Here is a 26,201-nt window from a genome sequence, read left to right on the forward strand (position 1 = left end):
GAATTGGGATGTGCGGTTATATATTGCCATCACCATTCAAAAGGTGGCCAGGGAACTAAAAAATCAATGGACAGAGCTTCAGGCAGCGGGGTGTTTGCGAGAGATCCTGATGCATTATTAGACCTGATTGAATTGGAAACTAATGACGATTTGATATTAAACAAAACCAATAATGCCATGTGTGATGTTATTGTACAGTATTTAAACGAAAAAGTTGATAACTGGGAAGATTTCATTTCACAGGATGATATGTGCAGTAGTGCACAAATGAAAGCAAAAGCGGAAAGGCTATTAACACCGGCACAGTGGAAAGAACTCACAGAAAAATTGACTGTAAGAGTAAGTCAGGTGGAGCATATGAGTGCTTGGAGAGTGGAAGGAACTTTGCGTGAATTTAACAAGTTCCAACCTGTTAATCTATGGTTTGATTATCCAAGGCATGTAGTGGATAAAACAGGAGTTTTAAAAGATATTAATCCGGACGATGTTAATCCTAAACAGACATGGAAAAAGAACTTTAATAAAAACAAAAAAACACCGGAAGAAAGAAAAAAAGAAAGAATACAATCATTAGACCAGGCATTTGAAAGTTTGGCAACGTTTAATGGGGATAATACAGTTGACATAACATCATTGGCAGATTCAATGGGAGTAACTGAAAAGACCATCAGAAACAGACTAAAAGAACATGGTGGATTTTGGATAGACGAAGGGAAAGTTGGCAAAAAATAGGTGTCAGGGAAAGGAAAATCTCGGAGAAATTTCCCGAGAATTTCCCTGACCTTTTGGAGGGAAAAAGTCGGTAAACACCGAGAATTTCCCTCAGAGGGAAAAAGTCGGTAAATTCCCGAGAATTTCCCTAGGGAAATATATATTACTACGTAATACGCGAGAAAAATTTCCCTCGTCAATGGGGAAAGTAGTTGTGCGTTAGCTTTCGCACAACAACTCCTTCCCCTGACATTGACAAAAAGGAGTTGAGTAGAGTGAGAAGTTTGGACTACACATTTTTGAAAACGGCAAAGGTAATGCCACCACTAAGACATAAAAACAGAACCGGTGATTTTGATGTGATGAACAGTGACGTGTGCGAATGGCTTATTAACATTCCTGAAGTAAGGCAAAAAGTTTTTGACATGGCAATTAATAAAAAATATATCAAGTACAATAGCAGCACGGGAAAATGGGAGGGTGCGGACTATGGCAAATAAATGTGAGTTTTTTATGCCAATGGTTCCACCGACTAAAACTTATCAGGAACATAAAGTTGCAGTGGTTAATGGTAAGCCTGTTTTTTATGAACCACAGGAACTAAAAGAAGCTAAGAGTAAGCTGATGGCATATCTGGCAAAAAATGTTCCGGATAAAAAATTTAACAGAGGAGTAATGTTGGTTGTTAAGTGGTTATTTCCTAAAGGTAATCATAAAAACGGTGAATACAGAACAACAAAGCCTGATACCGATAATTTGCAGAAAATGTTAAAAGACTGCATGACTAGTTTGAATTTTTGGGAAGATGATTGTTTGGTGGTATCAGAACACGTTGAAAAGTTTTGGGCAGATCTTCCGGGAATATATATCCTGATACAGGAGGTGCAAAATGAATAAATTTATAACTGTTTACAACATCATGCTATTTATTTGGCATGCAGTGTCAGAATACAAAGATAGGGACATATCTGATGATGCAGTATGTGAAGAAATGGTAAGAGAGTTGAATGGCATTTGTAGAGCGTATCCAGAAGAACATGAGAAATCATTGGTTAGGACAATTGCAACAGCAATAATGGAATACATATACGAAAAATAGACTAAGAGATAAAAATGTTAAGAAATGTTAAGGAGGAAGCAAATGTTAAATATTGAGAAATTTTATGATGAATTGAGAGAATTGAAAGTGATGCCGTTATGTTTTTCTCTGATTGACGGAAGGCTTGAAGCCTGCACCGGACAATGTGCTTGTTGTCAGTTTGATAAAGGTGAACCTGACTGTGCTGAAAACTGCAAAGAATGGCTTTTCTCCAAATACGAAGAACCAAAAATTGACTGGTCGAAAGTCAAGGTTGATACACCTATATTGGTTAGGAATGATGGAAATTCTAGTTGGACAAGGGGATATTTTGCAGGATATGTACACGAAACAGTTTATGCTTGGAAATATGGGAAAACATCTTGGACAGTAGGTGACGCAAGTGGTTGGAATTGTGCAAAACTAGCAGAAAGTGAGGAGTAGATAAATGAAAGAAGAATATTTCAATAAAACAGTGGGAGTGGTCATGGCATCACTCCTGCCACAAAACGAAAAAAGAGAACTGATTGATTCAATAAGGGCAATGGAAAAAGAAACAAAAAATAACGGATGGATTCTAGTTGAAGAGAAAATGCCTCCGGAGCACGATAGTATATTTGCAAAATTAAAAGGTACTGACAGATGGAGAAAACCTATGTTTGAAAAAACTTCTGATAGAGTTCAAGTAACTGTCGAAGATAAGAATGGAAAATGTACAACAACTACAGCTACCACAGTTGATGGACAATGGCATTGCGATTTATTAGGAATGTGTAAAGACTATAAAATTACAGCGTGGCAACCACTATCAGAGCCATACAGAAAGGAGCAGAAAGATGGAAGATAGATTAAAAGAATTAAAACGTGAATTATGGAGTAATGTTGAAACAGCATTTAATGATGAATATGTAGATTATTATGTAGCAGAAGAATTTTGTGAAAAGGCATATAAAAAAGCAATTGATGATATGCTTGCTAAAATTAAAAAGAATGAGACTATTTTATTAAATGATAATGGGCAGACAAATTATCATGAATATGCAATATCTATTACAAAAATTGAAGAAATCGTAAAGAAACTAAAAGGAGAAGAGGATGAATAGAATAATGTGTTTGCTAACAGGAGGACATAAGTTTAAAACAGGGGAAACACAAACTTACTGTAACGACAAAGAAAAGATGTGTACCATAACTGAAACTTGTTATAAATGTGGTAAACAATTTAGTTTTTCAGCAACATATAAGAACTTCGGAATACCAGAAAAAGGAGAGTGAACAGAATGAGATTAATAGATGCGGATGAATTAATAAACATTCTTGAATGGAACAAAGGACAAGATAGAGATGCATTAGTTAGCATAAACAATCTTATAAAACTCGTAAAGGCAAGACCAACAGCTTATGACGTTGATAAGGTTGTACATGAAATCAATAATAAAATACAGGAATTAGATGCTAAGCAACAACTTTTTATAGAAAATGGATTGCTTAATATGGCTGATAAAATGGCAAGCAAAATAGGGATATACATAGAATGTCGGGAAATAGTGGAAAAGGCAGGTGAAGAAGATGTTAGTACCCGCAATTTTATATAAAGAGCAAATTACAAAGGAATTTCAGAAATATCTATACACAACCGACATGATGTATGTGACTGGCTGTTTAGAGAATTGGATTCCTAATATACTTGAATGTCCGGATGAAGGTAGGTTTCAGTATGCAATAGTAGATGAAAATGAAAAATTAATTGGATATTTAGGTTATTCAATAGATTACTACGCATCAAGAGCATACAATTTCGGACTATTTTCATTCGATAGAGGAAATCTTACTGTTGCAAGAGATACATTTGATAAGTTAGAAGAATTAGTAAATACATTACATAGAGTTGAATGGCGAGCCATAAGTGGTAATCCAGCTTGTAGAGGATATGATAATTTTATCAAGAAATATAATGGTAAGAAGCATATATTAAGAGATGCCATTAAGGATAAAGACGGTAATTATCATAACGATATTATTTATGAAATTGTGAAGGAAGGTGATTAGATGAGAGCAATAAACATACTGCTTATAGCTTGGGTTATGTTCTTATGGATTTTGCTTATGTCTAAGGGCAGAGATTAGTCGAAAAAGGTCGGTAAAAGTCGAACATTGAAAATTGAATATTGGTAGGTGGAATGGTATAATTTTTGTGTTAAGATATCAAGGAGGATTATAAATGAACTATATAGAGAAACTGTTTAAACAACACCCATTCATTTATCATATTGGTGAGAAATATTATGCATTTGGTGCTTATACATGTTACGAATGCGATATGAGAAGCATAACTCTAAAAAGTAGATATGAAGAATATGAGCAAAGCATAAATGAGGAGCTTACTGATAGAGAGGCATGGAAAATTTTTCACAAATTAGTATTTAAAGCTGAGTGTATAAGAGATGAAAAAGGATACTGTGCTGAGCCACAAGAGGAAATAAAAAAATTTCAATTTAATGATATAGAAATGCAAGAATTAAAAGTACAGATAGATAATTATATAGCATATTGGAAAAAACATTCGCTTAGTTCTTTTGTATAATATATAGACCAACTACCAATATTCGGTGGTTGGTTTTTTTATGCAGAAAAATAAAAGGAAGGATTGAAGAGATTGGAAGATAAGAAAATAACAGCAAAGGAGTACCTGGGGCAGGTTAGGCAGTTAAGTGACAGAATAAAAATGCTACAGGAAGAGATAAGAAATCTAAAAGAATTATCAGTGAGCATTGGAGCTATACAGCAAGGAGAAAAGGTAATAAGCTCAACATCAGGTGATAAAATGGCAGATACTATATGCTTAATTGATGAAAAGATAGAAGAATACGAAGGTTTGGTAAAAAAATTTACTATGACTAGGGCGAAAGTATTTAAGGATATAGGAAAGATTGATAACGTTGTTTATCAACAAATTCTTTATCAAAAATATTGTGCTTTGAAAAAATGGGAGCAAATAGCAACTGATATGGGTTATGGCTATAGGTGGCTTCTTAGATTACATGGAAGAGCGCTAGAAGAGTTCAGACAGGTAACCGGGTTAAAATGAAACAAGCCATAGTAATTCACACTAATAATTGCTAAAATGGTATTGTGATAATTTGATAGATGACATTTTTGTTTCGTCTTGATGGTTTCCCCCTAGTATTTTATATTTTTTTCATGAAGGAACGGTCTTTTGGCTGTTCTTTTTTGTTGTATTTTGTCAGCTTATGGGATATGATGAAAGAAAATACTGGGGAGGGATCCAAAATGGCAAAGGAAAAGAGTACAGTATCTAGAAGTATATATTATTATGATGCAATAATGTACCATAGAGATTCAAAAGGAAATTTGCAACGTTCAAATAATAAGGCAGGTAGTATAATAAGCAGTGTTTTTTCGCAAATTAAAAAAATGCAATTAGATAACGATGATGACATTATGATAAAAGTAAAATCAGGAAATAAATTGTTTATGATTATCGATAATGATTCAGAAAATAGGATTGATTTTAGGATTGTTTTAAGTAGAAGGGATATTATACCGTTCGTAGAAAAGGATGGAAAATTAGAGAGTTTAACGAACTATATAGATAAAAATCAGAATATAGCAGAAATAACGCATGGTGTATATTTTAAGGAGTATGGAGTATTTGGAATTGAATATAATTTTAATGGAGCCAGATCATCAGCAATACCTCAATATTTTATGGAACAATCTAATTTAATAGAATATATGCAACTATCAAATATATTGAATATGGATGCATATTTGAAATTGAATACAAAAAAAGACTATAGTTTGTTTGATATTACAATAAGGAATAATTCTATACTTCACAATAAATTAATGGAAAGGACATCTATATTTGCTGTGAAGGAAAAATTTGATGAAGTTGAGACATATGAAATTATATTGCGAAAGAGGAAAACAAAAAAGAATGGATATAAGGGATTTAATTTACCTATGTCGTATGGTTTATTAGAAGAAATATTAAAAAAAGATAGAGAAGATATAGAAAAATTTAGAGTTAGTCAAGATAAAATATCAGAAAATATTGATTTACTATCAGACAAATTTGTAAATAAAGTAACATTTGTTAAGGAAAAGAATCGATCTATTGATTCAAAAAATATGTATGAAAATATAAGTTCATATTTTGAGTTGGTAGTATCAGAAAATTGTGAAAAGGTGGAATAAATTATGAGCAAGTCTAGATGCATCCATATTATGGATAAGCTTTTGATAAGTTTAACACCAATTGTAGTTGCTTTAGTAAGTGTGAGTATGTTAATACCAAAGAACAAGATAGGGTTAAAAGAAGGTATTGATAATTGTAAAATGATGCTCGATATATGGGGCGTGATGTTAGGATTTGTGATTACAGCATTATCAATTTTATTAACCATTCATGAAAATAGATATGTTAAAATGTTAATTGATACAAAGCACTACTCAACGGTTTTATTCTCGTATGCCTTTTGTTGCATATACTTGTTTATTGCAGTTATTGTATCTATTATTTTGATTTATGGGGAATATGGAATGATGAGATTTATATATTGTTTAAGATACTAATTGTAACGACAATTACAAGTTTAGGAATTGCGTTGTTTTTTATGTTTAAAATAATTTTTAAAGAAAATAACTGAAGATTAATTGGCAAAGTTGAAAGACACCTTAAAGGTGTCTTTTTTGTTGCGTAAAAATTTGAAAGGAGTGGTTGTAGTGACAATTAAAGAACAGAAATTTTGTGATGAACTTTTATCAGATACTGAATTTAATAAAACCTTGGCTTATAAGAAAGCTTATCCAAGTGTTAAGAATGATAATGTTGCTGCAGCAGCCGCTTCAAGACTTATGAATAAGCCGGAGATTAAAGAGTACATAGATAAGCAACTATCTAAATTACATAATGAAAGAACAGCAGATGCTCAGGAAGTGCTTGAATATTTAACGTCAGTGCTTAGAGGGGAAAGTTCTTCAAGTGAGCTAGTAGTTGAGGGAATAGGAGATGGATGCAGTGAAGCGAGAACAATTGAAAAGCCACCATCAGAGAAAGAGAGATTAAAAGCAGCCGAACTTCTTGGCAAGAGATATGGACTGTATACAGACAAGGTGGATGTAAACAATGAAGCAGAGGAAAAGAAAGCAGAAAAGCTGGATAATATAGCCAGCATATTAGAACAGATGAAGCCTGTAGGAAAGGGTGATTAGTATTGTTACAATTATCACCTAAATTTAAAGAATTTATTCTGACAGAAACAAAGAGAGATTTCCTTGAAGGTACTACGGCAGCAGGAAAGACCACTGTAGGAATATTTAAGTTTATGCTTATGGTGGCAAAGAGTGATATTAAATATCATGTAATCGCTGGAGCAGACCTTGGAACTGTTGAAAAGAATGTTATTAACAATGAGAGAGGACTTTTAGACCAGTTTGATGGTTTAGCTGAATATTATCCTAAAGGTCAAGGCAGAATTGGCTTATCACACATTAAGTATCAGACACCAAACGGTGAAAAGATAATATATGTGTGTGGTTATGATAATAAAGCACGTTGGAAAAAGATATTAGGTTCACAACAAGGTTGTGTTTACATTGATGAAGTAAATACTGCCGACATGGAGTTCTTAAGAGAAATTTCACACAGATGTAAGTATATGATGACTACATCAAACCCTGATAGTCCGGACTTACCTGTATATAAAGAGTTTATTAATCACAGTAGACCTTTAAAGAAATATATCAAAGATTATCCGAAAGAACTGTTGTCGGAATTAAATGAACCTGAAAAGGAAGGTTGGGTTCATTGGTATTTTACTTTTTATGATAATGCCAGTTTAACAGAGCAGGATATTCAGGACAAAATAGATGCAGTTCCTGTAGGAACCAAGATGTACAAAAACAAGATATTAGGTCTCAGAGGAAAGGCAACAGGTCTTGTATTTAGTATATTTGATAGAAAACATCATTTGATTACGGTTGCTGATGCAAAATCATTTATTAGAAACAGAGCAGATAAGAAACAAACTGAATGGTTTGAAATATTTACAAGTGGATTAGACACGGCTTATTCAACTAAAAGTCCTGATACCATTGCAATGAGCTTTGCAGGAATTACAAATAAAGGCAGATATATTGTTTTGGATGAGAGAGTTTATAACAATGCGGAAATTGGTACTCCTATAGCTCCATCTGATACTTCAAAGAATTATTTTGATTTTCTTGAAAGAAATAGAAAAGAATGGGGACTGGCAAAACACGTATTTGTCGACTCGGCAGATGCAGCAACAATTACAGAATTAAATAAATTCAAAAGGGAACACGCACAGTGCTTATATGTGTTTAATCCGGCATATAAGGCTGTGAAAATTATAGATAGAATTATATTACAGCTTGGTTGGATGAACTTTAATGATGATAAAGGTATTCAGCCAAGTTTTTATATTGTAGAGACTTGTAAGGAATATGTAAAAGAGTTGGAGAAGTATTCTTGGTTAGAGGAAAAGGACCAGGAACCGGAAGATGGAAATGATCATATGGTCAACTCTGTTCAGTACAACTGGATTCCATACAGAAAGAAAATAGGAGTTAAAAAAGAATGAGGTTAGTGGATAGAATGAGAGATGGAATAAGACATTTTTTGAAAATACAGGATGCTCCAAATCAGACATTTATTATTAGAGAACAGCTGAATTTTGCAAGTAACTGTGTAAAGAATCTTTTGTGGTATCGTGGTGACAGTTATGAACTGACACAGTTTTACCAAAACATAAATGGAGGCTCTGATGGAATAAAGTTTTGGGCAGCACGTTCAACTGTAGGCAGAGAGATAAGAAAAATACATACAGGCTTACCGGGAATTATTGTAGACAGGCTTACAGATATTATAATCACTGATTTTAGCCAGATTACATTTATAAAAGATACTGACAAAGAGATATGGGACAATATAGCTAAAGACAATAACTTTAAAAAGGTTCTGAAAAAGGCTGTATCTAAAATGCTCATATTAGGAGATGGTGCATTTAAAATCTCTCTTGATAGTAAGGTCAGTCAATATCCAATAATAGAATTTTTAGGAGCTGATAAGGTTGATTATTTATATAACAGGGGAAGAATACATGAAGTTGTGTTTACAACAGAATATAGTCATAACAACATGGACTACTATCTGAAGGAACGTTATGGATATGGTTATATCAAATATGAACTTTATCGTGGAACTGATGAGGTAAGTGTTGCTATAGACACTATTCCGGCATTGAGTGGGTTAGCTGATGTAGAGTTTGATGAAACAGTAATAATGGCTCATCCTATTATGTATGGTGAAAGTGCCAAATGGGAAGGAAGAGGCCAGTCAATATTTGAAAAGAAAACAGATGATTTTGATGCATTGGACGAAGCTTGGAGCCAGTGGATGGATGCTTTAAGAAAAGGACGAAGCAAAGAATGGATTCCTGAATCAATACTTCCAAGAAATCCGAATACAGGTGCAATAATTAAACCTAATGCATTTGATAATTCATATATTGCTAAGGGTGATGATATGTCGGAGAATGCTCAAAACAAGATAGAGGTTACACAACCAGCTATTCCGCATGAGTCATATCTTGCTACATATGTTACAGCATTGGATTTGTGCTTACAGGGATTAATAAGTCCTAGTACTCTTGGCATTGATGTAAAGAAACTTGATAATGCTGAGGCACAAAGAGAAAAGGAAAAGACAACCCTTTATACAAGAGGAAATATAGTTGATATTTTACAAGATCAGTTACCTTTATTCATTCAGAAGGTGTTTGATGTTATTAATCTAAGTCAAAACAAAACATTAACAGAGGTTAAATGCACGATTGATTTCAGTGAGTATGCTAATCCATCATTTGAAAGTCAGGTAGAGACAGTTGGCAAAGCGAAGACACAGGGAATAATGAGTGTTGAGGCTTCCGTTGAGGAACTGTATGGTGACACTAAAGATGAAGAATGGAAAAAGAATGAAGTAGCAAGGCTAAAAGCAGAGCAGGGAATATCAGATGAGCAGGAGCCGGCACTAAATATGGAGGGAAAGATAACATATGAAGGTAATAGTGGGCAAAAGAGTGTACCAGATGTCGAAGAATAAGGCAATGAATCTTCTTAGGATTGCAAGTGAGCAGGTACCAAGAGGTATATATGCATTGGAAAAAGATAAGATAATTGAAATGCGTAATGACAGATGCAGTTCAGTAACACAGGTTAAGAATTTAAAAAGACAGTTCAAAAAAGCTGGTTTTAAAGTATATGCTAATGGAGATTAGAAATGCCAAAGGATTATGACATAGAAGAGGCTTTTAGGGCCATTGAAAATGAACTAATTGATTCAATGATAAGAAATCTGTCACACCACAGAGCAGAGGAGACAAAGGAAGGACTTAACTGGACTTCATGGCAGGCTGAACAGCTTAAAGCATTGAATGTATATCGTCAAAAAAACAAAAAGAGATTTACCAAGTCTTTTGCAGACATAAACAGCAAGATACAACAGTCTATTGTAGAACATAGAAACAAGGGAGAAACAGAGCAGGAGCAGGAGATACTAAAAGCAATTAAAAAGGGCGCAAAATTGCATCATAACCAGAAGAGCACCATTGAAGGTGCTTTTTTTCGTATTAATGACAGAAAACTTGATGCATTACTTAATGAAGTAAATGGTAGTATGCGACGTGCTGAAACTGCAATGCTAAGAATGGCAAATGACCAATATAGAAAAATAATTTTTAACGCACAGGTGTATTTCAACACAGGAGCAGGAACATACGAAAAGGCAGTAGACATGGCTACAAAGGATTTTTTAAGTCGAGGCATTAACTGCATTCAGTATAAAAATGGTGCAAGAGTGAACATTGCTTCATATGCAGGTATGGCTTTAAGAACAGCAAATACAAGAGCCTACTGTCAGGGAGAGGGAAACAAAAGGAAAGAGTGGGGAATATCCACGGTTGTTGTGCATAAACGTGGAATGCCGTGTCCTAAATGTGGAAAATGGACCGGAAAGATACTTATAGATGATGTTTGGAGTGGTGGTAAGGCAAGTGATGGACCATATCCGTTAATGTCTCAGGCAATGGCAGGTGGATTATATCATCCAAACTGTAAGGACGGACATAGTACATATTTCCCGGATATTTCTGATGAACCTGAAAAGGTGACAAAAAAAGAAATGAAGCAGGCTGTTGAAGCAGAAAAACAGGAGAGCAGGGACAATTTAATACAGAGAAACATAGATAAGTTTGATAGATTATCTAATTATTCTCTAGATGATGAAAATAAAAAACAATATGACATAAAAAAGGAACAGTGGAAAGAAAAGGCAGGAATTAAGTCGATTGCCACTGATAAACACATTCTTAATAATAATTTTAAAAATGTTACTGAAGAATGGTATAAAAAAGCAACACCAAATAGTCATAAGATTGTAAAAAGTAAATCGTATGTGGATTATAAGGGAAATCACTTCAGTTCAACGGACAACGTTGCCGTATTTAGAACAGGAGCGAGAGAGAAGGAAGTAGCAACACTTTTAGAAGATAATTTTGGTGGTGAAATTGAATTGATGTTTGAATGTCCGGGAGTGACAAAAACACCGGATTATATTTATAAAGGAGATAAGTTTGATTTAAAGGAATTAAATGGTTCTAGCGATAAAGCAATTTATAATGCTATACATAAGAAAAAAGAACAAGCAGATAATTTCATTATAGATATAAGCAACATTGATAAGGAGTTAGAGGATATCGCACCACAAATAGATTACATATATTCAACTAAAGGTACAAAGTTTGTTGATAAAATAATAATTATAAAAAATGACAAGGTTTTGGGAGTTTTTAAAAGACAAAAATAAAAAGATGAGCTCGTGCCCTCCCCAGAGCATAAGCTCCTTTGGTGTGGAGAAGGTGACTCTCATCTTTTTATATATTATACAATATGCATATAAAAATATCAAATAAATAATTTTTTTAAAATAAAGAAGAATAGGAGGTAATTTATGTTAATTGCAAAAATTGATTTCTATGACAAGGATAATAACCTTGTCTTAGTGAAAGCCGGAGATGAGGTTAAGGCAAAAACAAAAGAGCGTAAAGAGTATTTATTAAAACTAGGCGCAGTAGTTGAAAAAGACGAACCAAAGGCATCTACAAATAAGTAGGTGCTTTTTATATGCCCAAAACGTGATGGCTTAAAACTCTCGGAATATGCTGACGAGCTAAAACGGAAAGGATAATCATTATGAAACTTAGAACAAGAGAATCAGGAACAATGCCTATGAACATTCAGTTCTTTGCGGAAGGTTCAGGTGAAGGTGGAGAGGGTAACGGTAACCAGAACAACAATGCCGGAAATGGTAACAGTAACCAGAATACTGGAAATAACAATCAGGGTACAACATATACCCAGGAACAGCTTGATGGAATTGTTAATAACAGAATTGCAAGAGCAGAGCAGTCAGCCTTGAAGTCATTTTTTCAGCAGCAGGGCATGTCTGAAAATGAAGTAACACAGGCAATTAACAGTTACAAGGAACAGAGAGCAAAGAATAAACCTGACGTAGCAGGAATGCAGACACAGCTTGCACAGGAGCAGAGCAGAAATTTACAGCTTACGATTGAAAATTCTGCAACATTACAGGCTGTAGGGTTAGGTATTGATGCAAAATCAATTCCGTATGTAATCAAAATGGCTGATTTTAAGGATGTAGCAGGAGAAGACGGAACGGTTGATGCAGAAAAGGTGAAAGCAGCAATCAACAAAGTTTTGGAAGATGTTCCGGCATTAAAACCAGCAGAAAGTGGAGCAAATAATCAGGGATTTCAAATTGGTGCTCCAAACAATAACAATCAACAGAACCAGGATGACTTATTAAGAGGCATTTTTGGAATAAAGAAAAAATAGGAGGTAGTAACACATGGCAGTATTACAGTATGCTGAGATATTCAGCAACATTTTAAGAGAATTATATGGCCAGTCGCAGATATCTGTTGACTTATATAATTCAAATTCAGACATTCAGATTGTCAATGGTAAAAATTTAAAAATTCCGAAGTTATCAGTAAGTGGTTATAAGGACCATACCAGAGGTAGCTTAGGATTTAACACAGGTTCATATTCAAATGAATATGAAACAAAGACATTAGATCATGATAGGGATATTGAATTTTCTATTGATCCAATGGATGTAGATGAAACTAACATGGTAGTGGCAATTGGAAATATCCAGAAGAGATTTGAGACAACTCAGGCTATTCCAGAGGCAGACTGTTACACATTTAGTAAAATCTATTCAGAAGCTAAAAGAGTTGGAGCAAAAGTTAAGACAACAGCACTTACAACTGCAAATGTTCTTTCAGATTTTGACGACAACTTAGAGGCAATGACAGAGGCAGGTGTTCCACTTGACAGAGTAATTCTTTACTGTACACCAGCTTACTATAAGTTACTTAAAAATGCGGATGGTATTCAGAGAACACTTGAAGCAAACGGAGTAAAAGGAATTGATAGAAGAGTTCATTCTATTGATGATATTGGAAAGATTAAGCAGGTCCCATCAGCAAGATTTAAGACTGCTTACAACTTTACAAATGGATGTGTGGCAGATGTCTCAGCTGTTCAGATTAACTACATTTTGATTGACCCTGAATGTCAGGTATCAAGAGATAAATATAGTTACATTTCAGTTTTCACACCGGGAACAGATTCAAGAACAGCGGATAACTATGTTTACCAGAACAGAAAGTTTAACGGAACATTTGCTATTGATGAACTTATGAAAGACGGTTGCATTATTAATGCTGCAACTGCCTAGAAAGGAGAAAACCAGTGAGAGCAATAAAAGACAATAAGGTTTATACAGTTTCTGAATCAAACATGGATGAATATCTTGCATTAGGATATGACATTTTGGATGATAAAGGAAAACTTATAAAACGTTCACCTAAATCTACAGTTTCATATGCAGAGTACGAAACTGTGGTGAAAGAAAGAGATGAACTCAAGGAGTTGGTTTCTAAGTTAAAAAGCTCAGGTGATAAGTTTTCTTCAATGGAATTAGACGAGCTTAAAGCCTATGCTTTAGAAAAAGGCGTTGATTTGGGTAATGCTACATCAAGAGATGGTATTATCAAGAAAATTAAAGCTGTAGAGTAGGAGGTGAGCCTATGGCTTATACTCCTTATGTCACACCGGAAGAGTATGCTTCATTCGGTTACACACTGATTCCCGAATGTGAGCGGTATTCTTTACTAAAAAAGGCAAGCAGACACATTGATACACTGACCTTTAACCGGATACATACTGAAGGATTTGATAATCTTACAGAGTTTCAAAGTGAAACCATTAAAGAAGTTGTGTGTCAGCAGGCAGAATTTGAATATGACAATGAGGAAATCATCAACACTATTTTACAAAGTTACAGTGTCAATGGTGTATCAATGTCATTCGGTCAGTCATGGAATGTATATGTTGAAAATGGTGTGGCTATAAAAAAAGACATATACGGACTGCTTTGTCAGACCGGGTATTGTTGTAGGTTATTGTAATGAAATATCCGAATTTAATACCAAAATCAGTGTGCAGGACAGATATAAGAGTGGTTATATATGGTGAGGGTTTGTCAGAGACAGGCTCTCCCATTGTTGTATATGACAAAAATATTAAATCTAACTATCAGGACCGGTCATATACAAAACTCACAGCAGAACAGAAAATTGTGACATTAGGAGCAAAGGCTTATATACCTGGTGACATATGCCCAAAACTTGCCGTAATAAGTAGTGGATATGTTGAAGTATATGGTGTTAAAAGGAACATATATCAGGGAACAAAAGCAAGAAATCCTGATGGAACAGTGAATTATACGTTGTTGGAGATTGTTTAATGAAGGTAAGTTCAAAAGTAAAGTTAAATATGGGTGTAATACGGCAATTAAGCAATGCAGCTACTGTATCATTAGAACAGACAGCAGAAGCACTTATGGGTGATTTGAAAGAATCAGAAACAATGCCTTTTGACAAGGGAACATTGCAGAATACAGACACATTTGTTGATGATTCAAAAAGCAGAAATGGAAAAGTTTCCGTGGTATCTTCCACTCCTTATGCAAGAAGGCTTTACTATCACCCGGAATATAACTTTAGCAAATCTGAAAATGCAAATGCCGGTGGAAAATGGTTTGAACCGTATACACCGGGAGGTAAGAAGCAGGATTTTGCAGAAAAGACTTTTGCAAAACTTTACAAGAAAAATGGAGGTGTATGATGTTATATCTGGCAGACATAAAAGATTGGCTGAAAGGCTTTAACATAGCTGAACATTATTACACAGGTAAACTTGATAATAAGCAGGACAAATCAATAGGAGTTTATCAGTTAAAAACCAGCAGAGAGCCTAGACAATGTATTGGTGGAATGGCATCTTATGAAATTAAACCGGTATCACTGCTTGTACATTGGAACAATGATTCACTGGAAACGGAAATGGCGTCATATAAGCTTTTTGAAGCCATTAAACAGTCGAACAATGTGACTATTGGTAACACAAGAATACCTTATATACGTCTATTGTCTTCAGAACCAATAGATGTGGCGACAGATGATAAAGGGGTATATGAGAGAGTAATTGAATTAGAAATTTATTTTGAGAAAGGAGAGCAGAATGAGTAAACCAGATGGAGTTTTTCCTGTATATGAAAACCAGTTTAAGGTTGGTGAAGCAAAGGGAAGTGTAAACCCCATAGCGGATATGGAGTCATTTTCAGTTTCATTTGACAATGGTGTGGAAGAATGGACACCAATGAATACAGAGGGATGGATAAGAAGATTAATGACTGCAAAGGGAATCACCGTGTCAGTGTCAGGAAAAAGAAACATAGGAGATACAGGAAATGACTATATAGCAGGTAAATGGGCAGCCAATGGAAGGGATGCAGAGGGTTACTTTGAGTGGACTTTTCCTGATGGCACAGTTGTTGCATTTGAAAATGCTGTTATCAATGTTACAGCTTGTAACGCAGGTGATAGCACAAATGTTGGACCATTGGAATTTGATGTTATGTCAAATGGTAAGCCGACAATAACACCGGCTGTTTAGCTAGTAGTTGTAAATCATGGCAGAGTGGGACTAATCGGTTCTGCTCTGTTTTTTTATAAAAGGAAAGGAATAGGTATATGTCAAAAGTAGTTGATATTACAGAAAAATTGAATTTTGAGGAGAATCCGAAAATTAAAATAAAGGATTTGGAATTAGAAATAGATGCAAGTGCTGAAAATATGTTAAAGGTAATGGGACTTGCAAGTGACAATCCAACAGCAAAGGATGTTGAAGAAATGTGCAAGATTATCTTTACTAAGGAGGCACAGAAAGAATTGTCACAGTTAAAACTTAATTTTAAGGATTATCAGATGGTGGTTATGTCAGCGATTGATGTAGCAGTAGGTAATGTGGAAGGCGAAGAGGGGGAGTAGACCCTTTCTATGATCTAATAGATGATTTTGATTTAATAGTTGCATCTTTTACAGCACAATATGGTTTGCGTGTGTCAGACATTAAAAAAATGCGTTGGTCTGAATTTAGAAGTTTACTTGTCGGGATAGGGCCGGACACGGTTCTTGGAAGAATAGTGTCAATCAGATCAGAAGAAGACAGAGATGTTCTGAAAAACTTCACAAAAGACCAAATGAGAATAAGAAATGAATGGAGATTAAGACATACAAGGACAATGAGTAAAAAAGGTGCAAAAAAGGCTATTGAAGGAATGGAAAGGGCATTCCTTAGAATGGCTGGATTAAATGTTTAGCAGGAAGGAGGGATAGGATGCAAACGGTTGGAGCAGTAGCACTTGATTTAAACCTAAATGAAAAGGGCTTTAATTCACAGCTTAAAAGTATAGGCAATATGGCTAAAAAGGTCGGTGCAACCATAGCAGGAGCTTTTGCAATAAAAAAAGTCGTGGACTTTGGCAAAGACTGTATAGAGCTTGGTTCAGACTTAACGGAAGTACAAAACGTAGTTGATGTTGCTTTCCCAAAAATGAATAAGACAATTGATAAGTTCGCAAAGAATGCAGCCTCACAGTTTGGACTTTCAGAAACAATGGCAAAAAGATACGCCGGAACATTCGGAGCAATGTCAAAAGCTTTCGGATTTTCCGAAAAAGATGCTGCAAAAATGTCAGAAACCCTTACAGGGTTATCGGGAGACGTGGCATCTTTCTACAACATTAGTCAGGATGAAGCCTATACAAAAATCAAGTCAGTGTTTACCGGTGAAACAGAATCCCTCAAGGACTTAGGTGTTGTAATGACACAAACTGCATTGGATCAGTTTGCTTTACAGAATGGATTTGGCAAAACAACAGCAAAAATGACGGAGCAGGAAAAGGTAGCATTAAGGTATGCCTTTGTGCAGAAGCAATTGACGGATGCAAGTGGTGATTTTGCCAGAACGTCAGACAGTTGGGCAAACCAGACAAGAATATTAAATTTGCAGTTCGAGAGTTTGAAAGCCAATATTGGACAAGGTCTTATTAATGTTTTTGCACCGGTATTAAAGCTTATAAATACTCTTCTTGCAAAGTTAAGTACATTGGCAAGTGCATTTAAGTCATTTACGGAAATGCTTACAGGAAATAAGAATGAGGATACTAGTGTATCTGAAACAAGTGATGACCTTAAGGGAATAAAAGATAATGCTGACGGTGCCACAAGTGGAATGGACGGATTAGCCAAATCTACTAAAAAAGCAGCAAAGGCAGCAAATGGGTTAGCTAATTTCGATAATCTGAATGTAATGCAACAGGACAGTGACAGCAGCACTTCAGGAAGCGGTTCCGGAGATATAAATGGAGTGAAGTATTCAACTAAAGGGATAGATGCAGGTAATGGTTCTTTAGGGAAAATGGATAAATTGCTATCTATGATTTTGAACAAATTTAGAAAACTTTCAAAATTGTTCCTGGCAGGTTTCACCCTTGGTTTAAAAAGTGATGGCTTTGAACAGATTTTAAATTATTTAAGAAACATAGGAGATAATTTAAAAGATATTTTTACAGACCCTAAAGTTGTAAGTGCTGCAAATAATTGGGTAGATAACGTTGTATATAATTTAGGCAGGATAACCGGCTCTGTTGCAAGCATTGGAGTAAGTATCGGAACAATGCTTATTGGTGGAATAAATAAGTTCCTTGACCAAAATAAAGATTATATAAAAGGCAAATTTGTTGAGATATTAGATATTTCATCAGAAAGAGCAACAATATGGGGAAATTTTTTTGATGCATTAGCAGATATTTACACTATATTTGAAAACGATAATGCACAGCAAATAGTGGCTGACATTATTTCGATTTTCACGATAGTTCATTTAGAGGTTTTATCTTTATGCGAAAAAATTGGTAGAGATGTGCTATCAGCTATCACTAAACCAATAATTGAAAATAAAGATGCAATTAAAGAGGCTTTGGACAATACATTAACTCCAATAAGTAAAATCGTTGGTGGCATTAAGGATTTTATTCAAGGAGTTTTTGAAATTATACAGAGTAATTATGACAAGTATGTAAAGCCAACTTTAGATAATATAGGTTCGGGATTATCGACAATATTTTCCTATGTGTTAGATGGATATAATGCATACATTTCTCCAGTGGTTGACAGAATTGCAGATGGAATATCAGATGTACTAAATTCATACATTAAGCCGTTTGTTGGCAGTATCATTGGATTTGTTGGAAGAATTATTGATGCATTAGGAAAATTGTTTAATTTCTTGTCACCAATTATTGGATGGATAATACAAACCATAATGTCAAAGTTAGGGCCAGCTATTGAATTTGTGTGGATAATTGTAAAAACGGTTGTAAGTATGATTAGTGTAATTATAACTAATTTAGTAAATGTAATTAATGGAATCATTGATTTTATTGTTGGAGTTTTTACAGGAGACTGGCAAAAAGCATGGGATGGTATAAAAGGCATATTTAGCGGTATTTTTGATGGAATCAAAAATGTCATAAAGGTTGCAATGGAATTTGTAAGGGACATAATTGTGGCAATTTGTGGGAAAATAGCAAGTTTTATAAAAAATGTAGCTAGTGGAACCGTTACTGTTTTGAAAACATCATGGTCTTTGATTAAGAATGTATTTTCTGGAGTAGCAGGGTTCTTTACAAACATTTTTTCTTCAGCTCTAAATGGAATAAAAAAGATTTGGGAAAATCCAGGTACTTTTTTTGATGGAGTATGGAAAGGAATTAAAGGCTCATTTGCCCACGTAACAAATTGGTTTAAAGACACATTTAGTAAGGCATGGCAGGCTGTCAAGGATGTTTTTTCTAGGGGTGGAAAGATCTTTACCGGAATAAAAGATGGTATATCAGGCGTCTTTAAAATGGTAGTAAATAAAATTATTGATGCAATGAATGGAATCATTAAAAAACCATTTGATGACATTAACGGAATGCTTAACAAAATTAGGGATGTAAAGATAATGAAATGGCATCCGTTCCATGACTTGTGGGAACAGAATCCGTTAGCTGTTCCGCAGATACCAAAATTAGCAAAAGGTGCTGTGTTAAAACCAAATGCTCCGTTTTTGGCAATGGTTGGTGACCAAAAAAACGGAACAAATATAGAGGCACCACTTGAAACTATTAAACAGGCACTGCGAGACGTACAGAATGAAAGCAACAAAGGAACAGGTGGAAGTGACAACATTGTTGTAAATGTATTTCTAAAGGGTGATGCGGACGGAGTATTTAATTTAGTTAAAACTGAAGCTAAAAAATATAAGAACAGAACGGGAACCCCGGCATTTAATTAAGGAAGGAGCAGGTTATGGCAAGTTATAAAGGATATTTGCTAAAAATAAAAGACAAAGTATTTCCGAACGAATACATAATGTGGGGTTCTTATCATTCTTATGACAATCAGAGGTCTGAACTTAAAGCAAATCGTAATGCAGCTAATCTCTTAGTGAGACAGACTTCCCCAAATTTTAAAACTAAAATTGAATTTGAGACACCAAAATTATGGCTTAATGAATACGAGGAAATACGAAATTTATTAAATCAGGGTATTGTTAATTCAAGAGAGCGAAAGATACAGGTGACATATTGGAACTCAGAAGAATTAAGATATAAAGATGCAATCTGTTATATGCCTGATATTGATTACCAGCCTAACAATTTGGGAAATACACTGCTCTATGACCAAATGAAACTAGAGTTTATTGAATATTAAGGAGGAGCACAATTGCTAAACGTTAGTGATAAGACCAAAGAAATATATCTTAATGAAAATATGCCAAAGTACATCACAATATCATTCCCAAATGGAGACCATGCTGATATTACCAACAGTAACATCTTAGAGGAAAGTATGAAGCTTGTACAGAGCATATGTGAGGAAAACAAGCCTATAGTTGGTGGCTGTAATTCTTCCCAGTTTGAAATTACAGTGGCAGACATTGATGAAGATTTGACTAACAAGATGATAAAAGTAACTATCAGCTTAAAGGACCCACATTACAGAGGTTTTTTTGGTGATTTAAGCAAAGAATACAATGAGGGTGATGTGGTTAAAAGTGTCAGTGGAGAATACTATGAATGCATTAAGCAGACATATGAAATACAGTCACTGGAATTTAGTACACAGGATATTCCAAATGTTGGAAAATTAAAAACGGCAATCTTAAATAACATTACAGAGTATGGTGTATTAAAGGTAAACACAGGCTCAATGGACTGGAGCAATCTTCAGATGAACATAATTCAGGCAAAAAGTGATGGTACGTCTCCTGATGTTACAACAATCACAAATGATTTTAACAGCATTATCATGATAAATAGCAAATGTACGTCAATTACCATTTCCATACAGGATAAATCATCAGATGGAAGTGCTTTAGACATTCTTATTCAAAAACTGGATGTGCGTTTACTGGTAAGTTCCGGACGTGATGAAGAGCATTGGCAGCAGTCTTACGGTTACATTGATACAAGTGATACAGACGATATTGTGTTGTTTGACGGACAGATAGAGAGCTGTAAAAAGAAAAATGACAGACGTTTCAGGGATATAGTGGCATATGATTACTTACATTATCTTGATGAAAACAGTAACATAATAATTTCAGATTTTTTTAAATTAGGAGATTATGGACTGGTTGATTCTCATAATAAGGGGGAATGGGTGCAGGGAAAACTTTACAAAAAGGGAGATGTTATTCACTGCGATTACACAATACCGCAGGGTGGTTCTTCCTATTTAGACATGTCTGCATGGTATGAGTATTTACAGCCGGTAAATAAAGGACAGAGTAAATGGAATCCGTATGAGTTGTACACAGGTTACTTTGACAGTCAGTATAATATTAAGGGAAGTGAAATTTTAAAGAAATTAACAAAAAATAAGAAAGCTACTACTACGGTTAAAAAAATTAGGGACAAGCTGTTTGAATATCTTGGTGAAGTATTTGACTTTAAGCAGCAGGAAACAACATTACCAATGGATAATGTAACTCTGTGGATTAAGCCATTTTCTTCAAATATGACATTAATGCAGTTGCTTGATTACATATGCAATTTAAACGGAGTATTTGGCTTTTACAATCCCCACACGGCACAGTTTGAGTATGTTGCACCACCGGATGTTAGTACCCCTTATAACATAGGTAGAAATTATGATATGGATGGTGCAGAGTATTCAGACAACGTATTTGAATGCAAGTCATTTGACATTATTGATAGTAATGGAAATTCACTACAGGGTACAGCAGATAAGCCGTCAATGTCGGTTAAATACAGTTTTCTGCTAAAAGACCAATATACCCACGCTGACTGTATAAGTATAGTTAATTCATCCATGTTAGGTCAAAACAAGCTTAAGTTTACACCAACAAAGTTAAAAATGATGGGATTACCATTTATAACACCGGGTGATGTTATAAGCTACAAGGTTGATGAATATTCACCGGATGAAGACGGAAATCTGGTTGATACGGAAAAGACAATTACTACTGTGGTGCTTAAACGTACATTGAGTGGGATTGTGGCACTGACGGATGATATTGAAGCTAATTATGAGGAATAGGAGCAGTTATGAAGATAGAAAGAATTGATAATGTTATACAGGTCAGATTTGACCAGGAGTGCAGGCTTACAGCTCCACGGATATTTCAGTATGACCGGGGACAAAGAATAGAGTTCCTTGATATTCCTGATGGAGTTGAGGTTCAGTTTTCAAATGATGATACAGACAAAACATCAAATAAGATTATTACAGACAGTCAGGTAGAAATACCTGATTTTTTAATTGCCATGAATGGAACAATAACGGCATATTTGCAGTACATTGATGAAAACAGCCAGACCACTAAGAAGTTTCTGGTTATTCCTGTGCAGGAGAGAAAACAGCCGGAGGAATACATTTCAGAAGATGATGAGCCGGGATTTAGAGCAGACATGCAAAAGATAATGAATGATACAAAAGAAATAGCTGAATCAGCAAAAAAGGAAGCACAGTCAGTCAGAGAAGATGCAGATGCAGGATTGTTTAATGGAAAAGACTATAACTTGACGGATGAGGACAGAGAGGAAATAGCGGATAGGATTGAAGGAGAATTGAATTATGTTCCACCAACACGAAAAATCGCAAACGAAACATTAGAGAACGATATAACAGTCGCACAGCTTGTTAATTCAATGACTGCGGATTCGGAGGGATTACTTAAGGCTTACATAGTAGCTCAAATCGTAAACGATAGCACAGTTAAAAACAAAGCAGATAGGACATATGTAGATGAATTAATAAGCTCTTTAACATTGTTGGATGTTAAAAAGGTTGATGTGCTTCCAACAACGGACATATCAACAAGCACGATTTACATGGTACCACGAAAAGCATCAACAAAAGACAATGTATATGATGAATATATGTATGTTAATAACTCATGGGAGCATTTCGGAACAACAGATATTGAGTTAAGTGAATATCTGAAAAAGACAAGAAAGATAGCAGGAATGGAGCTTACATCAGACATTACAACGCAGGCTTTACTTTCTACTTTGGCAGAATACGAGACTTTTGGGCCCACGATAGCAAACACGTGGCTGAATATGTACGAAAGTTCATTCAAATCAACTATTGAAGCTACGATTAATTCAAATAAGAATGTTTCAGCCAATACGGAAGTAAGGCATTCTCACAACAATAAGGACATTCTTGATAAGTTGACAGAATCGGCATTTGATTGGGAATTGCTTCTTGATAAGACGTTAGTTGCATCAAGCAGTGACACAGTTATATTAGATTTTAACGATTTGAATTTAAACGGACAGTTTGAGGAATTAAAAATTTGTGTAACCTTATGGTCGACTGAATCAGCTAACATTGATGTATATGCCAATGACGGAACAGAGCCAATAGTGACTTTAACAAACGCTTTGACCGGCGGAGCTACTTACGTGTACAATATTTCCCTGAAAAACTCTCCGATTCCGGGCAAATATATTGAAACAATAGCTGAAAAGGTATCGGCAGGAGTTAAGGCTACAACATCAACATTAACAACGTCAAAGAATTGGTCTACTGATATGAGCATTCAATCAGTTGAAGATGTTAAAAATTTGAAAGTGACGTTTGACAAAGGATGGAACAATTCAACGGAAAGGCACGTATATGTTTTAGGAAAGCGTGTAGGAGAATCGGAGTTTATTTTTATAAATAAATTAATAAACGACTATGTAGGAGGTGGAGCCAATGACTAGTATATGGGAAATAGAGAGCCTTGTCAGGCTGAAGGACAAGCTAAAAAATATATTAATTGACAGACGTGTTGATGTATCTGATGATGATAACTTAAATACATTAGTGGATAAGGTAAATAGAATTGGTAATAATACAGTTTTTAATTCTTTTCTATCTGATAGTATTTCTAATTATTATAACGATGAAATTACATCATTAAAAGAGTATGCCTTTTACTGCAACAGGTCTATGGTTGGAACTATTGAGCTTCCAAATATAATATCGATAGGCATGTATGCTTTAAGTAGTATGCCAAACGTAAAAAAAATAATAGCTAATAAATTGGAATCTTTTAATGGAAATAATACTTGTTATTCTTCAAGTTTTGAAGAAATAGAATTTAGAAATCTTACCAGAGTGAATGCTAATGATTTTATAGGATGCAATAAATTGAAAAAGTTATATATTCCTAAAGTGTCCTTCAATGGAAATACTTGTATTTCTTCGACTTCTTTAGAATATGTATGTGTTAAAGCAGAAAATTATTTTGCATCAAATTCTTTGTCTGTCAAATCAAATTTGGTTATGAAGATTATAATAATAAATTACATATCGAAAGTTGTTCCATGTACATCATTAGCAAATTTCCCCAATTACGCATTAACAGAAGGTGATTGTTACATTTATGTTCCTAGAGATTTATTAGAGAGCTATAAAATAGCAACTAATTGGTCAACTTATGCAGATAGGTTTAGAGCAATTGAAGATTATAAAAACGAAATATGTGAGGTGTTTCCGCTGTTTGAAGAAGATTATGCAGGAACTTGGGATGAAAGTGAGGTATTAGAATGATAATAACAGAAAAAATAACAATTAACGGAAAAGAATTTAATCATACGTATTCCGATATAGGAATGAAGATTAAGCGAGACAACGTTATGTATGACGAAGCATACGACCCGGTAGAATTTGACCGTGAATATGAAGAAACAGATAAGGCAGTAGGAGAAGAGGAAGAATAGAGGTGATTCAATGATTAGGGATGGATAAAAAATGTACCTTTAGTACAGTAATAGTGTCTTGACAAACAAAACAATAAAGAAAAGAGGTAAAAGAATATGGATAAGGCAAATTTATTGAAGAAAATAGTGGGAGCAATAAGCAGTGTGTTGTCATCAATGCTTGGAATATTGTACATTCCTGTACTGCTCCTTGTAACTTGCAACGTGGTAGATTACACAACAGGTTTAATCGCAGCTAAATACAGAGATGATGGAACTATCAGTTCATATAAGTCTTTCCGGGGGATTTTTAAGAAAATTTCCATGTGGATGCTTGTAGTTGTAGGTGTTGTGGTTGACCAGTTGCTGAAGTACACAACAGATACCATAGGGCTTAAATTTCCATTTCAGTTTTTAATAGCTTGTATAGTTGCCGTGTGGCTAATATGCAATGAATTAATATCAATATTAGAGAATATCAAGGATGCAGGTGTTAATATACCTGCTTTTTTATTGCCACTGGTTAAGAATATTAAGTCACAGACAGAGGCAAGTGTGAACATGGAGAATGAGGATAAGGAGAAATAGAAAATGGCAAAGAAAAAAATAACGACTAAAAGGTTTAGAGCATCTGACAAAAAAATCTACACAATTTACAGGTATTTTGCATCTGACAACACATTTTTCTGTGCAAAAAGAAAGTTGAAAAGAGCAAACGTCAGATACATTCCTATTCACAACACAGGAAACAAGGGTAGAGACACAGCTTATGCAAATGCAAATTATTTCTATAACAATAAAAAAGTATACGCAGGAGCACATTTCATCATTGATTTAGATGGAATAATCTATCAGAGTGGAAGATTAAGTGATGCGTGCTACTCAGTTGGTGGAAATAAATATGAAAACTGCTACAAAACAGGTGGTGGTACATATTTTGGAAAATGCAATAACTATAATCAGGTATCTATTGAGTTAGCCGGTATTGTTGACAATAAACCAACTGCAAAGCAGATAGCAGCAACTAGAGCAGTGATTGAATACATTCAGAAGTATTGCAGAAAGGCAAAGACAATAATTAGGCATTTTGATGTGACTGGAAAGAATTGTCCACAAAGATTTTCAGGAATAGCAAATGCAAAGGCTTGGCTGGAGTTTAAGAAGAAGATTAAATAATGTAAGGCATCAAGGAAACTTGGTGCCTTTTAGTTAGTAAAAAACTGTCAAAAAACTGCCACAAGCGAAAAGCTCCAAAAGCCTTAGCAAGAACTAAGAGTCTTGGAAAATTCAAAAAAGGTCAGAGACTTGTAATAGATAAGGTTCAGGGTAAGTTCTACCATGTGATGAGACATGATTGTTGGGTGTACAATGTAAACACAAAAACCTGTAAATAAATTGAAATAGGTTTTCACTTATAAACTTGTTTTAGGTCAAATGGTACTAAAACGGTACTAGAAAAAGTTAAAAATGCAAAAAATATGTGTAAAATGTGAATATATATCAATTAGAAACATTGAAAATAATATAAAAACATTAAAAACAATCATATCTAGTTAGGTTGCTACAATTATCGAATAATCAACGTTATCAATGAATAGAGCGCAA

General features: G+C 34.6%; 36 protein-coding genes and 2 pseudogenes. All 38 read left to right on the forward strand.

Annotation, left to right across the window (positions count from 1 at the left end; genetic code table 11):
• Positions 1-732: pseudogene (locus tag Q5O73_RS04470) on the forward strand (DNA primase); the annotation flags it as partial.
• A gap of 254 nt (positions 733-986) precedes the next feature.
• Positions 987-1,211, forward strand: a complete 225-nt coding sequence (locus Q5O73_RS04475) for a hypothetical protein (RefSeq protein WP_118590276.1) — start codon at positions 987-989, stop codon at positions 1,209-1,211.
• A complete protein-coding gene (locus Q5O73_RS04480; RefSeq protein WP_302669113.1) occupies positions 1,201-1,608 on the forward strand; it encodes a RusA family crossover junction endodeoxyribonuclease in 408 nt (135 codons plus the stop codon). The genes Q5O73_RS04475 and Q5O73_RS04480 overlap by 11 nt, the downstream gene beginning before the upstream one ends.
• Positions 1,601-1,810 carry a hypothetical protein gene (locus Q5O73_RS04485; protein WP_302669114.1) on the forward strand — a complete coding sequence of 70 codons (210 nt, stop codon included), beginning with the start codon at positions 1,601-1,603 and terminating at the stop codon, positions 1,808-1,810. The genes Q5O73_RS04480 and Q5O73_RS04485 overlap by 8 nt, the downstream gene beginning before the upstream one ends.
• 42 nt (positions 1,811-1,852) lie before the next feature.
• Complete coding sequence (locus Q5O73_RS04490; protein ID WP_302669115.1) at positions 1,853-2,233, forward strand: hypothetical protein; 381 nt, start codon at positions 1,853-1,855, stop codon at positions 2,231-2,233.
• Between the two features lie 4 nt (positions 2,234-2,237).
• The gene (locus tag Q5O73_RS04495) at positions 2,238-2,636 is read left to right on the forward strand and encodes a DUF551 domain-containing protein (RefSeq protein ID WP_302669116.1); all 399 of its coding nucleotides are present in this window, start codon (positions 2,238-2,240) and stop codon (positions 2,634-2,636) included.
• Positions 2,626-2,892, forward strand: a complete 267-nt coding sequence (locus Q5O73_RS04500; protein WP_302669117.1) for a hypothetical protein — start codon at positions 2,626-2,628, stop codon at positions 2,890-2,892. Before Q5O73_RS04495 ends, Q5O73_RS04500 begins: the two co-directional genes overlap by 11 nt.
• Complete coding sequence (locus Q5O73_RS04505; protein WP_302669118.1) at positions 2,885-3,064, forward strand: hypothetical protein; 180 nt, start codon at positions 2,885-2,887, stop codon at positions 3,062-3,064. The genes Q5O73_RS04500 and Q5O73_RS04505 overlap by 8 nt, the downstream gene beginning before the upstream one ends.
• Before the next feature lie 5 nt (positions 3,065-3,069).
• Positions 3,070-3,384, forward strand: coding sequence for a hypothetical protein (locus Q5O73_RS04510; RefSeq protein ID WP_302669119.1), 315 nt, complete (start codon positions 3,070-3,072; stop codon positions 3,382-3,384).
• The gene (locus Q5O73_RS04515; RefSeq protein ID WP_302669120.1) at positions 3,359-3,838 is read left to right on the forward strand and encodes a hypothetical protein; all 480 of its coding nucleotides are present in this window, start codon (positions 3,359-3,361) and stop codon (positions 3,836-3,838) included. Before Q5O73_RS04510 ends, Q5O73_RS04515 begins: the two co-directional genes overlap by 26 nt.
• Positions 3,839-4,010: 172 nt before the next feature.
• Positions 4,011-4,373, forward strand: coding sequence for a hypothetical protein (locus Q5O73_RS04520; protein ID WP_302669121.1), 363 nt, complete (start codon positions 4,011-4,013; stop codon positions 4,371-4,373).
• 72 nt (positions 4,374-4,445) lie between these two features.
• Positions 4,446-4,877 carry a hypothetical protein gene (locus tag Q5O73_RS04525; RefSeq protein WP_302669122.1) on the forward strand — a complete coding sequence of 144 codons (432 nt, stop codon included), beginning with the start codon at positions 4,446-4,448 and terminating at the stop codon, positions 4,875-4,877.
• A gap of 203 nt (positions 4,878-5,080) precedes the next feature.
• Positions 5,081-6,010: a hypothetical protein gene (locus tag Q5O73_RS04530; RefSeq protein ID WP_118590309.1), complete on the forward strand. Its 930-nt coding sequence runs from the start codon at positions 5,081-5,083 to the stop codon at positions 6,008-6,010.
• 30 nt (positions 6,011-6,040) lie between these two features.
• Complete coding sequence (locus Q5O73_RS04535) at positions 6,041-6,388, forward strand: hypothetical protein (protein ID WP_302669123.1); 348 nt, start codon at positions 6,041-6,043, stop codon at positions 6,386-6,388.
• Positions 6,389-6,538: 150 nt separating this feature from the next.
• Positions 6,539-7,027, forward strand: coding sequence for a terminase small subunit (locus Q5O73_RS04540; protein ID WP_302669124.1), 489 nt, complete (start codon positions 6,539-6,541; stop codon positions 7,025-7,027).
• Between the two features lie 2 nt (positions 7,028-7,029).
• Positions 7,030-8,418 carry a terminase family protein gene (locus tag Q5O73_RS04545; protein ID WP_302669125.1) on the forward strand — a complete coding sequence of 463 codons (1,389 nt, stop codon included), beginning with the start codon at positions 7,030-7,032 and terminating at the stop codon, positions 8,416-8,418.
• Positions 8,415-9,938 (forward strand): capsid protein, encoded by a 1,524-nt coding sequence (locus Q5O73_RS04550; RefSeq protein WP_302669126.1) that lies wholly within the window; start codon positions 8,415-8,417, stop codon positions 9,936-9,938. Before Q5O73_RS04545 ends, Q5O73_RS04550 begins: the two co-directional genes overlap by 4 nt.
• A complete protein-coding gene (locus tag Q5O73_RS04555; RefSeq protein ID WP_302669127.1) occupies positions 9,925-10,113 on the forward strand; it encodes a hypothetical protein in 189 nt (62 codons plus the stop codon). The genes Q5O73_RS04550 and Q5O73_RS04555 overlap by 14 nt, the downstream gene beginning before the upstream one ends.
• 2 nt (positions 10,114-10,115) lie before the next feature.
• Positions 10,116-11,699, forward strand: coding sequence for a phage minor capsid protein (locus tag Q5O73_RS04560; protein WP_302669128.1), 1,584 nt, complete (start codon positions 10,116-10,118; stop codon positions 11,697-11,699).
• A gap of 144 nt (positions 11,700-11,843) precedes the next feature.
• Positions 11,844-12,005, forward strand: coding sequence for a hypothetical protein (locus Q5O73_RS04565; RefSeq protein ID WP_302669129.1), 162 nt, complete (start codon positions 11,844-11,846; stop codon positions 12,003-12,005).
• Positions 12,006-12,085: 80 nt separating this feature from the next.
• The gene (locus Q5O73_RS04570) at positions 12,086-12,748 is read left to right on the forward strand and encodes a hypothetical protein (RefSeq protein ID WP_302669130.1); all 663 of its coding nucleotides are present in this window, start codon (positions 12,086-12,088) and stop codon (positions 12,746-12,748) included.
• A 13-nt stretch (positions 12,749-12,761) separates the two neighbouring features.
• Complete coding sequence (locus tag Q5O73_RS04575; protein WP_302669131.1) at positions 12,762-13,658, forward strand: capsid protein; 897 nt, start codon at positions 12,762-12,764, stop codon at positions 13,656-13,658.
• A gap of 14 nt (positions 13,659-13,672) precedes the next feature.
• Positions 13,673-13,999 carry a hypothetical protein gene (locus Q5O73_RS04580; RefSeq protein WP_186840554.1) on the forward strand — a complete coding sequence of 109 codons (327 nt, stop codon included), beginning with the start codon at positions 13,673-13,675 and terminating at the stop codon, positions 13,997-13,999.
• An 11-nt stretch (positions 14,000-14,010) separates the two neighbouring features.
• Positions 14,011-14,391 (forward strand): hypothetical protein, encoded by a 381-nt coding sequence (locus Q5O73_RS04585; RefSeq protein ID WP_302669132.1) that lies wholly within the window; start codon positions 14,011-14,013, stop codon positions 14,389-14,391.
• Positions 14,391-14,729, forward strand: a complete 339-nt coding sequence (locus Q5O73_RS04590; RefSeq protein ID WP_186840556.1) for a hypothetical protein — start codon at positions 14,391-14,393, stop codon at positions 14,727-14,729. The genes Q5O73_RS04585 and Q5O73_RS04590 overlap by 1 nt, the downstream gene beginning before the upstream one ends.
• Positions 14,729-15,109, forward strand: a complete 381-nt coding sequence (locus tag Q5O73_RS04595; RefSeq protein ID WP_302669133.1) for a hypothetical protein — start codon at positions 14,729-14,731, stop codon at positions 15,107-15,109. Before Q5O73_RS04590 ends, Q5O73_RS04595 begins: the two co-directional genes overlap by 1 nt.
• The gene (locus tag Q5O73_RS04600) at positions 15,109-15,513 is read left to right on the forward strand and encodes a minor capsid protein (protein WP_186840558.1); all 405 of its coding nucleotides are present in this window, start codon (positions 15,109-15,111) and stop codon (positions 15,511-15,513) included. Before Q5O73_RS04595 ends, Q5O73_RS04600 begins: the two co-directional genes overlap by 1 nt.
• Positions 15,506-15,940 (forward strand): phage tail tube protein, encoded by a 435-nt coding sequence (locus Q5O73_RS04605; protein ID WP_186840559.1) that lies wholly within the window; start codon positions 15,506-15,508, stop codon positions 15,938-15,940. Before Q5O73_RS04600 ends, Q5O73_RS04605 begins: the two co-directional genes overlap by 8 nt.
• A 77-nt stretch (positions 15,941-16,017) precedes the next feature.
• Positions 16,018-16,314: a hypothetical protein gene (locus Q5O73_RS04610; protein ID WP_302669134.1), complete on the forward strand. Its 297-nt coding sequence runs from the start codon at positions 16,018-16,020 to the stop codon at positions 16,312-16,314.
• A gap of 11 nt (positions 16,315-16,325) precedes the next feature.
• Positions 16,326-16,646: pseudogene (locus Q5O73_RS04615) on the forward strand (Gp15 family bacteriophage protein); the annotation flags it as partial.
• Between the two features lie 17 nt (positions 16,647-16,663).
• On the forward strand, positions 16,664-19,669 hold the full coding sequence (locus tag Q5O73_RS04620; protein WP_302669135.1) for a hypothetical protein: 3,006 nt from the start codon (positions 16,664-16,666) through the stop codon (positions 19,667-19,669).
• A 14-nt stretch (positions 19,670-19,683) separates the two neighbouring features.
• On the forward strand, positions 19,684-20,088 hold the full coding sequence (locus Q5O73_RS04625; RefSeq protein WP_186840562.1) for a DUF6711 family protein: 405 nt from the start codon (positions 19,684-19,686) through the stop codon (positions 20,086-20,088).
• 12 nt (positions 20,089-20,100) lie between these two features.
• Positions 20,101-21,939, forward strand: a complete 1,839-nt coding sequence (locus Q5O73_RS04630; RefSeq protein ID WP_302669136.1) for a hypothetical protein — start codon at positions 20,101-20,103, stop codon at positions 21,937-21,939.
• A gap of 8 nt (positions 21,940-21,947) precedes the next feature.
• A complete protein-coding gene (locus Q5O73_RS04635) occupies positions 21,948-23,615 on the forward strand; it encodes a hypothetical protein (RefSeq protein WP_302669137.1) in 1,668 nt (555 codons plus the stop codon).
• Positions 23,608-24,447 carry a hypothetical protein gene (locus tag Q5O73_RS04640; protein ID WP_186840565.1) on the forward strand — a complete coding sequence of 280 codons (840 nt, stop codon included), beginning with the start codon at positions 23,608-23,610 and terminating at the stop codon, positions 24,445-24,447. Before Q5O73_RS04635 ends, Q5O73_RS04640 begins: the two co-directional genes overlap by 8 nt.
• Positions 24,444-24,617 carry a hypothetical protein gene (locus Q5O73_RS04645; RefSeq protein WP_302669138.1) on the forward strand — a complete coding sequence of 58 codons (174 nt, stop codon included), beginning with the start codon at positions 24,444-24,446 and terminating at the stop codon, positions 24,615-24,617. Before Q5O73_RS04640 ends, Q5O73_RS04645 begins: the two co-directional genes overlap by 4 nt.
• A 96-nt stretch (positions 24,618-24,713) precedes the next feature.
• The gene (locus Q5O73_RS04650) at positions 24,714-25,184 is read left to right on the forward strand and encodes a holin family protein (RefSeq protein WP_186840567.1); all 471 of its coding nucleotides are present in this window, start codon (positions 24,714-24,716) and stop codon (positions 25,182-25,184) included.
• Between the two features lie 3 nt (positions 25,185-25,187).
• On the forward strand, positions 25,188-25,772 hold the full coding sequence (locus Q5O73_RS04655; protein WP_186840568.1) for a peptidoglycan recognition family protein: 585 nt from the start codon (positions 25,188-25,190) through the stop codon (positions 25,770-25,772).
• The last annotated feature ends 429 nt before the right edge of the window (positions 25,773-26,201 follow it).

The organism is Eubacterium sp. AF15-50, from assembly GCF_934835595.1.
Taxonomy (GTDB): Bacteria; Bacillota; Clostridia; order Lachnospirales; family Lachnospiraceae; genus Eubacterium_G; species Eubacterium_G segne.

Excerpts from the sequence above, each read along its gene's own strand:
- Q5O73_RS04480 (WP_302669113.1), top strand. The coding sequence starts at position 1,201 with ATGGCAAATAAATGTGAGTTTTTTATGCCAATGGTTCCACCGACTAAA.
- Q5O73_RS04485 (WP_302669114.1), top strand. The coding sequence starts at position 1,601 with ATGAATAAATTTATAACTGTTTACAACATCATGCTATTTATTTGGCAT.
- Q5O73_RS04490 (WP_302669115.1), top strand. The coding sequence starts at position 1,853 with ATGTTAAATATTGAGAAATTTTATGATGAATTGAGAGAATTGAAAGTG.
- Q5O73_RS04495 (WP_302669116.1), top strand. The coding sequence starts at position 2,238 with ATGAAAGAAGAATATTTCAATAAAACAGTGGGAGTGGTCATGGCATCA.
- Q5O73_RS04500 (WP_302669117.1), top strand. The coding sequence starts at position 2,626 with ATGGAAGATAGATTAAAAGAATTAAAACGTGAATTATGGAGTAATGTT.
- Q5O73_RS04505 (WP_302669118.1), top strand. The coding sequence starts at position 2,885 with ATGAATAGAATAATGTGTTTGCTAACAGGAGGACATAAGTTTAAAACA.
- Q5O73_RS04510 (WP_302669119.1), top strand. The coding sequence starts at position 3,070 with ATGAGATTAATAGATGCGGATGAATTAATAAACATTCTTGAATGGAAC.
- Q5O73_RS04515 (WP_302669120.1), top strand. The coding sequence starts at position 3,359 with ATGTTAGTACCCGCAATTTTATATAAAGAGCAAATTACAAAGGAATTT.
- Q5O73_RS04520 (WP_302669121.1), top strand. The coding sequence starts at position 4,011 with ATGAACTATATAGAGAAACTGTTTAAACAACACCCATTCATTTATCAT.
- Q5O73_RS04530 (WP_118590309.1), top strand. The coding sequence starts at position 5,081 with ATGGCAAAGGAAAAGAGTACAGTATCTAGAAGTATATATTATTATGAT.
- Q5O73_RS04535 (WP_302669123.1), top strand. The coding sequence starts at position 6,041 with ATGGATAAGCTTTTGATAAGTTTAACACCAATTGTAGTTGCTTTAGTA.
- Q5O73_RS04550 (WP_302669126.1), top strand. The coding sequence starts at position 8,415 with ATGAGGTTAGTGGATAGAATGAGAGATGGAATAAGACATTTTTTGAAA.
- Q5O73_RS04555 (WP_302669127.1), top strand. The coding sequence starts at position 9,925 with ATGTCGAAGAATAAGGCAATGAATCTTCTTAGGATTGCAAGTGAGCAG.
- Q5O73_RS04560 (WP_302669128.1), top strand. The coding sequence starts at position 10,116 with ATGCCAAAGGATTATGACATAGAAGAGGCTTTTAGGGCCATTGAAAAT.
- Q5O73_RS04565 (WP_302669129.1), top strand. The coding sequence starts at position 11,844 with ATGTTAATTGCAAAAATTGATTTCTATGACAAGGATAATAACCTTGTC.
- Q5O73_RS04570 (WP_302669130.1), top strand. The coding sequence starts at position 12,086 with ATGAAACTTAGAACAAGAGAATCAGGAACAATGCCTATGAACATTCAG.
- Q5O73_RS04575 (WP_302669131.1), top strand. The coding sequence starts at position 12,762 with ATGGCAGTATTACAGTATGCTGAGATATTCAGCAACATTTTAAGAGAA.
- Q5O73_RS04585 (WP_302669132.1), top strand. The coding sequence starts at position 14,011 with ATGGCTTATACTCCTTATGTCACACCGGAAGAGTATGCTTCATTCGGT.
- Q5O73_RS04590 (WP_186840556.1), top strand. The coding sequence starts at position 14,391 with ATGAAATATCCGAATTTAATACCAAAATCAGTGTGCAGGACAGATATA.
- Q5O73_RS04595 (WP_302669133.1), top strand. The coding sequence starts at position 14,729 with ATGAAGGTAAGTTCAAAAGTAAAGTTAAATATGGGTGTAATACGGCAA.
- Q5O73_RS04600 (WP_186840558.1), top strand. The coding sequence starts at position 15,109 with ATGTTATATCTGGCAGACATAAAAGATTGGCTGAAAGGCTTTAACATA.
- Q5O73_RS04605 (WP_186840559.1), top strand. The coding sequence starts at position 15,506 with ATGAGTAAACCAGATGGAGTTTTTCCTGTATATGAAAACCAGTTTAAG.
- Q5O73_RS04610 (WP_302669134.1), top strand. The coding sequence starts at position 16,018 with ATGTCAAAAGTAGTTGATATTACAGAAAAATTGAATTTTGAGGAGAAT.
- Q5O73_RS04620 (WP_302669135.1), top strand. The coding sequence starts at position 16,664 with ATGCAAACGGTTGGAGCAGTAGCACTTGATTTAAACCTAAATGAAAAG.
- Q5O73_RS04625 (WP_186840562.1), top strand. The coding sequence starts at position 19,684 with ATGGCAAGTTATAAAGGATATTTGCTAAAAATAAAAGACAAAGTATTT.
- Q5O73_RS04635 (WP_302669137.1), top strand. The coding sequence starts at position 21,948 with ATGAAGATAGAAAGAATTGATAATGTTATACAGGTCAGATTTGACCAG.
- Q5O73_RS04640 (WP_186840565.1), top strand. The coding sequence starts at position 23,608 with ATGACTAGTATATGGGAAATAGAGAGCCTTGTCAGGCTGAAGGACAAG.
- Q5O73_RS04645 (WP_302669138.1), top strand. The coding sequence starts at position 24,444 with ATGATAATAACAGAAAAAATAACAATTAACGGAAAAGAATTTAATCAT.
- Q5O73_RS04650 (WP_186840567.1), top strand. The coding sequence starts at position 24,714 with ATGGATAAGGCAAATTTATTGAAGAAAATAGTGGGAGCAATAAGCAGT.
- Q5O73_RS04655 (WP_186840568.1), top strand. The coding sequence starts at position 25,188 with ATGGCAAAGAAAAAAATAACGACTAAAAGGTTTAGAGCATCTGACAAA.